The following is a 12,947-nucleotide window of genomic DNA, read 5'->3' on the forward strand; positions in this document are numbered from 1 at the left end:
CCTCGTGAGCACACTGATCATCATCGACCAGTCGCCCTATGGCTCCTGGGAGGGCCGGGAAGCCCTGGACATGGCCTTCTCCCTGGCCGCGTTTGATCAACCTGTGTCACTGCTGTTCTGTGGTGCCGGGGTGAACTGGCTGCGCAAGGGGCAGGACGCCGGGAAGATCCAGCAGAAATCCATCGAGCGGAATCTGGCCGCGGCGCCAGTCTTCGGCGTGGAAGCCCTGTTTGCAGACCGTCGGGCCTGTGATCAGTATGGTCTGGCTGGAACGGACCTGCTCGACCATGTTTCCATCACCGACGTCGGGCCGGACTTCACTGGCCGCTTTGATCACGTAGCGTTTGCAGGTTAGGAGCTGAGCCAATGATTACATTCAGGACCCTGCACATCCTCAACAAGTCGCCGGCCCATGGTCGCTACAGCCTGTGCCTCTCTGCGATTGGGCCCGAGGACGGATTGTTGCTGACCGAGAACGGCGTCCTGGCCGTCACCCAGCCTCTGGGTATCAGCACGGAGCGCTGTTTTGCGCTGGCGCCGGACCTGGAGGCGCGGGGGCTTTCTGCGCAGATCAGCAGGAACCAGGCGGTGTCATTCGATGACATGGTGGATCTGACCGCATCTGCAGACAACGTCATTAGCTGGTGAACCATGACTGATATAACAATGCCGGAACGGAACAACGAAGGCTTTCTGGAAGATGCCGAGCATTGGAACCCGAAGGTTGCAGAGGTTATTGCCGGCGAGGATGGCATTGATCTTTCTGAAAATCACTGGGAAATCATTGAGTTTCTGCGGGATTTTTACAAAGAGCATGAACTATCGCCACCCTCAAACCGCCTGTTCGTAAAAGCGGTCAGAGAGGCTTTTGGGGAGGAAAAGGGTAACAGCATCTATCTGATGCAACTGTTTCCCGGCACTCCGGCAAAGACCGCCTGCCGTATCGCGGGCCTGCCGCGACCGACAAACTGTCTATAGGTCATCGCGCGGCTTTTTGGTCTGGCCTGGCGCGTCTCCGAGGAAGCTGCTCAGGCCATTCTCGAACAGGCCTGACCCGAAACGCAGGAACTGCCTCGTGGAGTCCTTGACCGCGCTTTCCGGGAGTTCCCGCAGGGTTTCCTCAACCCCCTGGCGCACACCTCTTTTAACGCCGGGCTCTATTTCACGCGACGCCCTGGTGATTTCCTCAACCTTTCGGTCCAGGTGCGGCTTGACCATTCCGAACCAGAATATCGCTAGCGCAGATAGTACGGCTGCCACCGTTACCAGCGCCTGAACCACAAGTGTCCATCCAAAATCCATACACTGTCCTCCTGGTCAGTCGGCTGGGTCCCGCCTGAAAGACCTTCACGCGAATACATTATTCAAGACCAGAAACTGGAGACCGCAGGCAATGGCGCCGAGCATCCCTCCCACCAGCATCAGCTTCAGCTCTTCTTCCCGGAAAGCGGGCCTGAGTATGTCCTGGAACTCCGCCGGGCCCAGGGATTTCATCTGGCTCGCCAGTACGCCAGCCACCACTGGCGCCCTCTCCCGATTGAACGCCGGGTCGCCGAACACATCCCGGGTTGCCAGCACGGCCTTGTGATTCATTGCTTTCTTCAGTTCAGTGTAACCGGTCATACCAACCGTCACCTGAGCTGTCAGTTTCATTACAACAGAATTGTCCAGCAGCGGCCGCAAGTGCTTTTGAATGATCGCCCGGGTACGGTCACCATGACTTCCGTTAATCATCGCATCGGCGACCTTTTCGACCGTGATCAGCTCTTCGGCCACCAGTTTCGCCCATACGTCGCTGATGTCCGGCTGACGCCTCAGAAACAGCCCCTGAAACTTCCAGAACAGGAACCGCCGTGGTTTGAGGGGTCGAAACAGCAGGTTAATGGCAATCCAGTTGGTAAGAAACCCCACGGCGAATCCCCCCACCGGTAACAGCCACGGCTCCGGATATCTGGCCCAGACGGGCGCCAGGATGGCCCCAAGAATCCCGCCGATAATGGCTCCCCGGTTGATCACCGAGCGGAGCTCCACCGAACCGGCCTGCTGGAAAATCCGGTTCATCAGATCGGGGTGGGATTGGAGTTCGCGACTCAGAAGCGCCTTGAGGTCAACCAATTCATTCAGGTCGTCACCAAAATCCTCCACCAGCGACTCAATCCTGGACGGTAACTGCTCCCGCCCCCATCGATAGATCCGGTGGCGAACAAACATCGGCAGGTTATCCCACAGCACCGGCTGAATTTCATACATGATTTCATCAATGTATTCATCCATCCGCGGGCCAACCTGTGAAATCACCTGCTCAACAATCTTCTGGGGTTCCAGTTTCTGGTAGACCGCATTCAGATCGCCAAACTGTTGCAGGGTTCGGTCAATGCAGATATGGGCCATTTTCTCCGCCTTGCGGGGAATAACACCTTGCCAGCCGATAAGGCCAACGCCCACAAACTGCACTGGATAGAACGACATCTGAATCGCCAGCCAATTGGTAAACCAGCCAACCACGGCGGCCACAAGTGGCACGGACAGAAGTGCTACATCAACCAAGACAAACCCCAGTGTATGAAAGGCGGGCACAATGCACAGGCGCGCCGTTAATTGTCAGACGGGCAGCTTACCCGACGTTTGATTCTGATTATGTGACGGATAATGACGCAAATGAAGAAAACCGACATTGGCCGCGCCGCCACGACAGAGACGCTATCGCGGCACGCCCGGAGCTGACAAATATCAGCTCCAATACAAAAGAAGCCGGCGATTGCCGGCTTCTCATCAAGCTTTAGAAAAAAGCATTATCTTACTGATAATAAGCATTTTCTTTAACTGTATGGTCCGTCACATCCCGAACAGCGGAGATTTCAGGCACCCGCTCTTTCAGAGTGGACTCAACGCCCTGCTTGAGAGTCAGGCTGACTGCACTGCAGCCCTGACAGCCACCGCCGAACCGGAGTACGGCCACGGAACCGTCCACCACTTCAACCAGTGACACATCGCCACCGTGCGACGCCAGATTCGGGTTGATCTCGGAGGCCAGCACATACTGGATCCTGTCCGGTAGTGGCGCATCGTCATCAACCTTGGGCACCTTGGCGTTGGGCGCCTTGATCGTCAGCTGGCCTCCCATCTGATCCTTGGAGTAGTCCACATAGGCTTCTTCAAGGAAAGGAACCGAGTTGTGGTCCAGAAACAGGGTGAACTTTCCGAGATCAATCTGCTCGTCAGTCGGCACAATTTCATTGGGCGGGCAGTACGCCAGACAGGTCTCGGCATTCTTGGTGCCGGGCTGGGTCACGAAAATACGGACACCCATACCCTCAACATCCTGTTTTTCGATAAGTTGTGCAAGGTAATCCCGTGCGGGATCTGTCACCGTAACCAATGCCATAATTGCAACCCGTTAGTAAGTTTCATCTTATTTTAGGTGAGTTCGCGCCAACATGAAAGACCAAGTAAAATAGTCAGACTTTAAAGGATGCATTGACGAACATCATCAACCCATGGGACGACATCCGCCAATTTTGCTATGATCCCGCGCCATTGAGACAAATACGACTTCCGGAAGTAATTTCTATGACCGATCGCAATACTCGCCTGGAACAGCTTGGTACCGCCCTTAAAGAACGCATTGTCATTCTTGATGGTGGTATGGGCACCATGATCCAGAACCTGAAACTGGACGAGGAAGCGTTCCGTGGTGACCGATTTGCTGACTATGACCGGGAAGTCCAGGGCAATAACGATCTGTTGAACCTGACCCAGCCCGCCCTGCTTCGTAATATACACGCGGACTACCTGGACGCTGGCGCGGATATCATTGAAACCAACACCTTCAACTCGACGCAGCTGTCCCAGGCAGACTACGGCCTCGAATCACTTGCCCGTGAACTGAACGTGGCGGCGGCAAAACTGGCTCGCCAGATTGCCGACGAATTTACCGCCCGCAATCCCGACAAGCCACGCTTCGTGGCAGGTGCTGTCGGGCCGACGTCCCGCACCGCCTCCATATCACCGGATGTCAACAATCCGGGCTACCGGAATGTCGATTTCCAGACCCTGGTGGATAACTACTACGAGGCAGTCGAGGGCCTGGTCGAGGGCGGTTGTGACCTGATCCTGATCGAGACTATTTTCGACACCCTCAACGCCAAGGCGGCCATTTACGCCACCCAGCAATACTTCATCGACAGCGGTATTGAACTGCCCATCATGATTTCCGGGACCATTACCGACGCTTCCGGCCGCACCCTTTCCGGCCAGACCACCGAGGCGTTCTGGAATTCTGTGGCCCATGCCAAGCCGATATCCGTGGGCCTGAACTGTGCTCTTGGTGCAGACGCCCTCCGTCCTTACGTAGAAGAGCTGTCCAACAAGGCGGAAACCTACGTCAGCGCCCACCCCAACGCCGGGCTGCCCAACGAGTTTGGCGAATACGACCAGACACCGGAAGAAATGGCGGAGATCATCGAGGGCTTTGCCCGGGACGGATTCCTGAACATTATCGGCGGTTGCTGCGGGTCCCGCCCGGACCACATCGAAGCCATTGCCAATGCGGTTTCCAAGTACCCACCCCGAAAGATTCCCAAGCGCAAGAAGGCCTTGCGCCTGTCCGGTCTGGAGCCATTTACCGGCGACGAAAACACCCTGTTCATCAACGTGGGTGAACGCACCAACGTGACCGGCTCCAAGCGCTTCCTGCGGCTGATCAAGGAAGAACAGTACGAAGAAGCGCTCAGCGTTGCCCGCGATCAGGTGGAAAACGGCGCCCAGATCATCGACATCAATATGGACGAGGGCATGCTGGATTCGAAGGAGGTCATGGTGACCTTCCTTAAACTGGTTGCCTCTGAGCCCGACATTTCCCGGGTTCCGCTGATGATTGACTCCTCGAAATGGGACGTGATCGAAGCAGGACTGCGCTGCATTCAGGGCAAGGCAGTGGTCAACTCCATCAGCCTCAAGGAAGGTGAGGAGGAGTTCCTCAAGCGCGCCCGTGACTGCATGCGCTATGGCGCTGCCGTGGTGGTCATGGCATTCGACGAGGACGGTCAGGCGGATACCTATGAGCGCAAGACGGAGATCTGCAAGCGCTCCTATGACCTACTGGTTGGCATCGGGTTCAATGCCGGGGATATCATTTTCGACCCCAACATCTTTGCCATTGCCACCGGTATCGAAGAGCACAACAACTACGCGGTGGATTTCATCAACGCCACCCGCTGGATTCGCAAAAACCTGCCCCATGCGTCTATTTCCGGTGGCGTGAGCAATGTGTCGTTCTCCTTCCGTGGAAACGATGCGGTGCGCGAGGCGATACACTCGGTCTTCCTGTACCACGCCATCAAAGCCGGCATGAACATGGGCATCGTCAATCCCGGACAGTTGGTGATCTATGACGAAATCGAGCCGGAATTGAAAGAGCTGGTCGAGGATGTGGTGCTCAACCGCCGCGATGACGCCACCGACCGGCTGCTTGAGATCGCAGAACGCTATCGCAGCAAAGGCGGAAAAACCCAGGAGGAAGACCTGGCGTGGCGTGAATGGCCCGTTGAAAAGCGGGTTGAGCATGCTCTGGTCAAGGGCATTACCAGCTACATCATCGACGACACGGAAGCCTGCCGCCAGCGCGCCGAGCACCCCATTGAGGTGATCGAAGGCCCGCTCATGGACGGCATGAACGTGGTCGGCGACCTGTTCGGTGATGGCAAGATGTTCCTGCCCCAGGTGGTCAAAAGCGCTCGCGTCATGAAACAGGCGGTCGCCCACCTGATCCCCTACATCGAGGCCGAGAAAACCGAGGACCAGAAAGCCAAGGGCAAGATCCTCATGGCCACGGTCAAGGGCGATGTTCACGACATTGGCAAGAACATCGTAGGCGTGGTGTTGCAGTGCAACAACTACGAGGTCATCGACATGGGCGTGATGGTGCCCTGCGACAAGATCCTGGAGACCGCAAAGAAAGAGAACGTGGACATCATCGGCCTGAGCGGTCTGATCACGCCATCGCTGGATGAAATGGTGCATGTGGCGAAGGAAATGCAACGGCTGGATTTCCATATCCCGCTGATGATCGGCGGCGCCACCACCTCGAAGGCCCACACGGCGGTGAAGATTGAGCAGCACTACAAGAACGATATCGCGCTGTACGTATCGGACGCTTCCCGCTGCGTCAACGTCGCGTCCCAGTTGCTCAGCAAGACGGCAAAGCCGGCCCTTGTCGATGCCGCGCGAACCGAATACCACGAGATCCGGGAACGCCGCAAGAACCGTGGTGAGCGCACCAAGCTGATATCCCTGAAGGAAGCCCGGGACCGTGCGCCGGACATCAACTTCAAGAACTACGAGCCGCCAAGGCCCACGTTTACCGGTGTCCGGTCATTCGAGAGCTACGACCTGGAAAAGCTGCTCGACTACATCGACTGGACCCCCTTCTTCATCTCCTGGGACATGTCCGGCAAGTATCCGGCGATCTTTGACGATCCCAAACGAGGCGAGGCGGCGAGAACACTTTTCGATGACGCCCAGAAGATTCTGCGGCAGATGATTGACGAAAAACGCATCTCCGCCAGAGCAGTCATCGGTTTCTGGCCGGCCAATCGCCGCGGCGACGATATCGTGCTTTACACGGATGAAACCCGTCAAACCGAGCTGACCACCGTGCACCACCTGCGCCAGCAGGACGACAAGGCGCCAGGGAAGCCCATGATGGCGTTGTCGGACTTTGTGGCGCCAGAAGACGGCCCCTGTGACTACATCGGCGGCTTTGCCGTAACGACCGGCATCGGTGCCGAGGAGTTCTCAGTCGAGTTCAAGGATCGCAATGATGACTACAACGCCATCATGGTGAAGGCTCTCGCGGATCGCCTGGCGGAAGCCTTCGCCGAGCATCTGCACGAGCGCGTCAGAAGGGAGTTCTGGGGATATGCGAAAGACGAAACCCTCAAGAATGAAGACCTGATTCGCGAGCGTTACCAGGGAATCCGCCCTGCGCCCGGCTATCCGGCATGTCCGGACCACACCGAAAAGGCGGCCCTGTTCGATCTGCTGAAGGCTCCAGAGAACGCCGGCCTGGAACTGACCGAAAGCTTCGCCATGTTCCCGACAGCTGCGGTATCCGGCTGGTATTTTTCGCATCCGGAATCAAAGTACTTTGCCGTTGGCAAGATTGGCGCAGACCAGGTTGAGGACTATGCTGAGCGCAAGGGAATGTCCAAAGCCGAGGCCGAACGCTGGCTGGCGCCCAGCCTCGCTTACGATCCTGCGGAATAATCGCCGCCGGAACATCCAACTTCGATCAGCTGGAAGGTAGTATGGCCGAAAAGCCGGATAACGAGAGGCAGCCCGCAAAGAAAAAGGGACCGGGTGTTCTCAAAGTCATGCAGAGCATCCTCGCTGGCGCACTCGGAGTTCAATCCGACAAGCGCCGGGAGGAGGATTTCTCAAGCCACAGCCCGTGGCCCTACATTATCGCCGGCATCCTGTTCACTGTCGGCTTTGTGGTAGCCCTGATTGTTGTGGTCAAGCTGGTGCTTTCCGGTCAGTAGCCCCTATTGACCGGAAACCCACACCACCGCAAAAGCAACCACAAGCATTATCAGCAACACAGCCGCTACTGCGTCTGCCTGGCTATCTGAACGTACCGTCTTCTTCATAGTCTTTTCCCGTCTGTCTTGTTATGTGTTTTTTCGAGCACGCCTTTCTAAAACTAAGCTGAAAATTGACATCCGTCCAGCAATATCTGACTTTCTATATCACCTAAATCGATAAACATATTTTGAAATAATCATTTTAAGAATAATGGCACGGTGATATTCTCCTCCGCAAGAACAGGCACGAAAGCCGTATTTCCAGCGTTTCAGCAGGACGTTCCACTATGTATGTTTATGACGAACACGATCGGCAGATAGCTGCCGAGCGCGTTGAACAATTCCGTGACCAGACCGAGAGGGCTCTGGCTGGCGAGCTGCGTGAAGACGAGTTTCTTCCACTGCGACTTCAGAACGGGTTGTATGTACAGCGTCTTGCGCCAATGTTGCGTATCGCCGTTCCCTACGGAATGCTCCGTTCTGCACAGCTGCGCCGATTGGCCCGCATAACACGGGACTATGACAAAGGTTATGCCCACTTTACAACCCGCCAGAACGTTCAGCTTAACTGGCCGGCCATTGAAGATGTGCCAGACATACTCGCTGAACTGGCGGAAGTGGAGATGCATGCCAACCAGACCAGCGGCAATTGCATCCGTAACACCACAACCGACCAGTTTTCCGGGGTCCAGGCGGACGAAATAACCGACCCCCGCCCCTATTGCGAGATTATCCGCCAGTGGTCGACTTTCCACCCGGAGTTTGCCTTTCTGCCACGCAAGTTCAAGGTGGCCGTGAATGCCTCCGAGCATACAGACCGCGCTGCCATCCAGGTTCATGACATTGGCCTGCAGATCGTCCGCAATGATCAGGGCGAGCTGGGCTTCCGCGTCCACGTGGGAGGCGGTCTTGGTCGTACCCCGATGGTGGGGCCAGTGATTCGCGAGTTCCTGCCAGAGCTGGATCTCCTGACCTACCTGGAAGCCGTATTGCGTGTGTATAACCGCTACGGGCGCCGGGACAACAAGTTCAAGGCGCGCATCAAGATCCTGGTCAAGGCACTGACGCCGGAAGGCTTCGCGGCGAAGGTGGAAGACGAATGGTCCCATATCAAGGACTCGCCTACCCGCCTGACCGAAGACGCAATCAACCAGTTCAAGGGCTACTTCACGGAGCCGGACTACCAGCAGGTTCCCGATGTAACGGACACCCTGGCGGCCCAGCGTTTCGAGAACCGCGAGTTTGACCAGTGGATCACCCATAACGTGGACACCCACAAGAAGCCCGGGTATGCCATCGTTTCGCTGACCATGAAGAAGACCGGCACGCCTCCGGGTGATGTCAGTGACCGCCAGCTCGAGCAGATTGCTGACCTGGCCGATGAATACAGCTTTGGTGAGATCCGGGTAACGCACCAGCAGAACGTGGTTCTGGCTGATGTGAGAAAGGACCGGTTATTCGAGCTCTGGCAGGCCATTACGCCAATGGGATTTGCCACTGCCAACCTCAACACCCTGACCGATGTCATCTGCTGCCCGGGTGGCGACTATTGCGCCCTCGCCAATGCCAAGTCCATCCCTGTTGCGGAGGCGATTCAGCGCCAGTTCGACAACATGGATTACCTGTATGACATCGGCAACATCGACCTGAATATCTCCGGTTGCATGAATGCCTGCGGCCACCACCACGTGGGTAATATTGGCGTGCTTGGCGTCGACAAGAAAGGCCAGGAGTTCTACCAGATCAGCCTGGGCGGTTCCTCCCATCACGATGCCGCCGTGGGCAAGATTCTGGGGCCATCTTTCGCCCGTGACGACATGCCGGAAGTGATACAGAAAATCATTGATGTGTACGTCGATAACCGGACCGAGGAAGAGCCTTTCCTGGACACCTATCGCCGTATTGGCATTGAGCCATTCAAGGAGCGGGTGTATGCCTGATGTAATTACCAGTGACGGAAACATCCGTCAGGATAATTGGGTTGTTGTTCCCAGGCCGGCTGAAGGTGAGTCCCTGGATGTCCCTCATCAGCCGGCACTCATCCCCGCTGATCTGTGGCTTGCGGGCAAGGAGCACTATGAGGACCGGGATGATATCGGGGTCTGGCTCGACAGCCATGAGGAACCGGAGATGCTGGCAGGCGTAGTCAACGAGTTGCCGGTGATTGCGGTGAACTTCCCGAAGTTCAGTGATGGTCGCGGGTATAGCATTGCGCGAATACTTCGTGAGCGCCTGTACTATCGCCATGAGCTGCGTGCCGTGGGCGATGTTCTTCTGGACCAGCTTCAGTTTATGAAGCGCTGCGGCTTTGACACCTACGTGCTGCGGGCGGACAAGGACATCAACAAGGCAGCACGCTGTCTGAATTTCTTTACCCAGGGTTATCAGGCGGCTACGGACACGGATGTACCCCTGTTCCGCCGCCGGGCTTCCTGAGTTTTTTGACTCCCCTGACGAACAAAGAGGGGGCCGGTAACCAAAACACGCCTCAAGACGTCCTGTTCGGCTTGGGCTCCGCCATCCATGGCTCCGCACAGTTTTGGTTACCGGCCCCCTCTTTGTTCTCGTGAACCTTTCGCTCAGAAATCTGTCGGATTACGGCTTCGCCTAATCCGACCTACGCCCCGGGCACCTCGTGCCCAATCAAACGTAGGTCGGATTAGCCAAAGGCGTAATCCGACAACCGATCTTTATCTGGAATGATCCAGAACGATCTTCCCGGACGACTCACCTTCCAGGAAGGCCTTCAAGGCACTATCCAGCTCACCACGCCCAATATCACGGGCCGAGGCCTCCGTCTTTTTGCACGCCCACTCACCGGCAAATTTGTCCCACACCGCCTGCTTCTCGGACAGCGGAATTTCCACCGAATCCACACCCAGCAGGTTGTTTCCCCGCAGAATAAACGGCAGCACGGTGGTTTCCAGTTGTGGGCCCGCAACCAGGCCGCAGCAGGAGACAGAGCCGCCGGGATGGATCTGTTTCAACAGTTCCGCAAGCGGGCCGCCGCCGACCGTATCCACGGCATTGGCGAAGACCGGCTTCAGTAGCGGCTTCTTTTCGGTAGCTAAAGCGTCGCGGCCCAACACTTCGGGCGCGCCAAGGTTCCTGAGCGCGTCGGCCTGGTCCTGCTTGCCGCTGATAGCCACAACTTCAAAGCCGAGGTTCGCAAGCAGCTCCACGGCCACACTGCCTACTGCACCGCTGGCGCCGCTTACCGCGACTTTGCCCTGCTCAGGGGCGGCACCCATCGTCAGCAGTTTCTTTACACACAGCCCAGCCGTCAGTCCGGCCGTGCCGTAGATCATCGCAGTGCGGGCGTCCCAGCCCTCGGGCATGGCCACACACCAGTCGGCCGGCACACGGATGTATTCCCCAAAACCGCCGTCGGTATTCATGCCCAGGTCGTAACCGGTGACTAGTACCTTGTCGCCTGCTGAGAATGGGCCTGAAGAAGCTTCCACCACTTCACCGGCCGCGTCTATTCCAGGTGTATGGGGAAATTTCCGAGTAACGCCCTTGTTGCCGGAAGCGGACAAAGCGTCCTTGTAATTAAGGGAAGAATGACTGACCCGGATCAGCACGTCATTCTCGGGCAGGTCCGATACGCGTAACGTCTGCTCGGAACCGATGTACTCGCCATCCTTTTCCTGGACGCGCCATGCCTTGAACTCGGTGTCGTTTGTCATGGTTCTTTCCCCGTTGTTGTTGGCTCTATTGGATTTTCTGGTTACGGAAGGCGCCCAGTACCCGCCATACGGTGTGCTCAAGTGCCGCACTGGTGGCCAGGCCGAGCTTTTCCGGTAATGTGCGTTTGCGTTGATAACTTACCGAGATTACGTCCGCACGCTCACAGGCTTCAATAAGAAATTCGTCGGAGGTTTTGATCTCGTCGATCAGATTCACCTGAAGAGCGCGCTGGCCGAACCAGATGTCGCCGTTGGCAACCGCTGCCATATCCAGACCCGGACGGCGCTCACCAACATATTCCTTGAAAAGAACGTGAGTGTCTTCAAGGTCTTCCAGGAACTTCGCCCTGCCCTTGTCGGTATTCTCACCAAAAATCGTGAGTGTCCGCTTGTGCTCGCCGGCGGTCAGAACTTCAAAATCCACATCGTTCTTCTTCAGGAAACGATGGAAATTGGGTAGCTGCGCAACAACGCCAATGGAACCAAGAATGGCAAACGGGGAGGCTACGATGCGGTCCGCTACACAGGCCATCATGTAACCGCCGCTGGCCGCGACCTTGTCAACACAGACGGTCAGTTTGATGCCCTTGGAGCGAATCCGGTCCAGTTGAGCCGCTGCCAGGCCATACGAATGCACAAGCCCGCCACCACTTTCCAGACGGATGACGACTTCGTCGGTTTCCGGTTGGGCTACGCTCAGCACCGCTGTGATTGAGCGACGCAGGGAATCCGTGTCACTGGCCTTGATATCGCCGTCAAAATCCAGCACGTACACCTTGGGCTTTGCCTCATCTTCAACGTCGCCGGACTTGCGTTTTGCCTTGGCCGCCTTCTCTTTGGCCTTCTCCGCCTTTTTACGGGCCTTTTCGAAGACCTTTCGCTCAGATTCGCTACGCAGCCTGGCCTGAAGAGATTCCCTCAGCTTGCGGTACTTTTCATTCAGCTTGCGAACCCGGAGCTCCCCATCCTCCTCGTGATCGCCCTTGTCTTTCTGGGCGGCGGACATAATCACGGAAATGACGACCATCACCGCCACCACCAGGGTGACCGTTTTGGCAATAAACAAACCGAACTCTGTCAGAAATTCCAAGTTGCTTCTCCAGGATGATTCTTGAGCGCTCGATTGTAACTGAGGTGCCCGTAGGTACAACCCATCACGGCAAGAAAGAAAATTAAAACAAGCGTTCGATCGAGCTTGACACTGCTTTTGTCTCACCCTAAAGTCGAATGCTACGTCGGCCTCACCGCCGTAATACGCCAAGACAAACATCAATAAGGGTAAAATAATGTCTGTAGCTCAAGTATTTGAAAAGCTCGAACAGAATTTCAACGCAGACGCCGCTGAAGGCCTGGATCTGGTATTTCAGTTCGATATTGAGGACGACAAAACCTATCATGTGGTTATCAAGGATGGCACCTGCAAGGCCGCCGAAGGCGCACACGACGACCCTTCTGTCACACTGATCATGAATTCCGAAACCCTGCAGGGAATTGTGTCAGGCGAAACCGACGGCATGCAGGCATTCATGGCTGGTCAGCTCCGCGCCGAAGGCGACATGATGCTGGCAACCAAGCTGGGTGAGCTGTTTAACATGGGCTGATTGTCCAACAGGGACTCACCCATAAAAAAACCCTGCCAGCGGCAGGGTTTTTTATTTCCGTTGTCAGATGGTCT

At 56.3% G+C, this 12,947-nt stretch carries 13 protein-coding genes; 8 read left to right on the forward strand and 5 right to left on the reverse strand.

Annotated elements, in window-relative coordinates; all coding sequences use genetic code 11:
* Positions 1–4 precede the first annotated feature (4 nt).
* The 3 genes from QPM17_RS00520 to QPM17_RS00530 are packed head-to-tail and all read left to right on the forward strand — an operon-like array spanning position 5 to position 978.
* On the forward strand, positions 5–355 hold the full coding sequence (locus tag QPM17_RS00520) for a DsrE family protein (RefSeq protein ID WP_285387834.1): 351 nt from the start codon (positions 5–7) through the stop codon (positions 353–355).
* 11 nt (positions 356–366) lie between these two features.
* A complete protein-coding gene (gene tusB, locus QPM17_RS00525; protein WP_285387835.1) occupies positions 367–648 on the forward strand; it encodes a sulfurtransferase complex subunit TusB in 282 nt (93 codons plus the stop codon).
* A 3-nt stretch (positions 649–651) separates the two neighbouring features.
* On the forward strand, positions 652–978 hold the full coding sequence (locus QPM17_RS00530; protein WP_285387837.1) for a TusE/DsrC/DsvC family sulfur relay protein: 327 nt from the start codon (positions 652–654) through the stop codon (positions 976–978).
* Here the strand turns inward: QPM17_RS00530 and QPM17_RS00535 are convergent.
* From QPM17_RS00535 to nfuA, 3 genes are all read right to left on the reverse strand, one after another.
* Positions 973–1,302 carry a hypothetical protein gene (locus QPM17_RS00535; RefSeq protein WP_285387838.1) on the reverse strand — a complete coding sequence of 110 codons (330 nt, stop codon included), beginning with the start codon at positions 1,300–1,302 and terminating at the stop codon, positions 973–975. The two genes, QPM17_RS00530 and QPM17_RS00535, sit on opposite strands and share 6 nt — an antisense overlap.
* 45 nt (positions 1,303–1,347) lie before the next feature.
* Entirely contained in the window at positions 1,348–2,547 is a 1,200-nt protein-coding gene (locus QPM17_RS00540; RefSeq protein ID WP_285387839.1) for a DUF445 domain-containing protein, read from the reverse strand.
* Positions 2,548–2,797: 250 nt separating this feature from the next.
* On the reverse strand, positions 2,798–3,385 hold the full coding sequence (gene nfuA / locus QPM17_RS00545; protein ID WP_285387841.1) for a Fe-S biogenesis protein NfuA: 588 nt from the start codon (positions 3,383–3,385) through the stop codon (positions 2,798–2,800).
* 185 nt (positions 3,386–3,570) lie between these two features.
* On the opposite strand from nfuA, the gene metH reads away from it, so the two are divergent.
* The 4 genes from metH to QPM17_RS00565 all read left to right on the forward strand — a co-directional run bounded on the left by metH (position 3,571) and on the right by QPM17_RS00565 (position 10,019).
* On the forward strand, positions 3,571–7,266 hold the full coding sequence (gene metH / locus QPM17_RS00550) for a methionine synthase (RefSeq protein WP_285387844.1): 3,696 nt from the start codon (positions 3,571–3,573) through the stop codon (positions 7,264–7,266).
* Between the two features lie 41 nt (positions 7,267–7,307).
* Positions 7,308–7,541: a DUF2970 domain-containing protein gene (locus QPM17_RS00555; protein ID WP_285387847.1), complete on the forward strand. Its 234-nt coding sequence runs from the start codon at positions 7,308–7,310 to the stop codon at positions 7,539–7,541.
* A 329-nt stretch (positions 7,542–7,870) separates the two neighbouring features.
* Positions 7,871–9,523: a nitrite/sulfite reductase gene (locus QPM17_RS00560; RefSeq protein WP_285387850.1), complete on the forward strand. Its 1,653-nt coding sequence runs from the start codon at positions 7,871–7,873 to the stop codon at positions 9,521–9,523.
* On the forward strand, positions 9,516–10,019 hold the full coding sequence (locus tag QPM17_RS00565) for a DUF934 domain-containing protein (protein ID WP_285387853.1): 504 nt from the start codon (positions 9,516–9,518) through the stop codon (positions 10,017–10,019). Before QPM17_RS00560 ends, QPM17_RS00565 begins: the two co-directional genes overlap by 8 nt.
* 254 nt (positions 10,020–10,273) lie before the next feature.
* Here QPM17_RS00565 and QPM17_RS00570 read toward each other — a convergent pair whose 3' ends face one another.
* Both QPM17_RS00570 and sohB read right to left on the reverse strand, forming a co-directional pair.
* Positions 10,274–11,272 (reverse strand): YhdH/YhfP family quinone oxidoreductase, encoded by a 999-nt coding sequence (locus QPM17_RS00570; RefSeq protein ID WP_285387855.1) that lies wholly within the window; start codon positions 11,270–11,272, stop codon positions 10,274–10,276.
* A gap of 25 nt (positions 11,273–11,297) precedes the next feature.
* Entirely contained in the window at positions 11,298–12,362 is a 1,065-nt protein-coding gene (sohB, locus tag QPM17_RS00575; RefSeq protein WP_285387858.1) for a protease SohB, read from the reverse strand.
* 196 nt (positions 12,363–12,558) lie between these two features.
* On the opposite strand from sohB, the gene QPM17_RS00580 reads away from it, so the two are divergent.
* Positions 12,559–12,873, forward strand: coding sequence for an SCP2 sterol-binding domain-containing protein (locus tag QPM17_RS00580; RefSeq protein ID WP_285387860.1), 315 nt, complete (start codon positions 12,559–12,561; stop codon positions 12,871–12,873).
* The last annotated feature ends 74 nt before the right edge of the window (positions 12,874–12,947 follow it).

Origin of the sequence: Marinobacter azerbaijanicus (assembly GCF_030250645.1) — a bacterium.
Taxonomy (GTDB): Bacteria; Pseudomonadota; Gammaproteobacteria; order Pseudomonadales; family Oleiphilaceae; genus Marinobacter; species Marinobacter azerbaijanicus.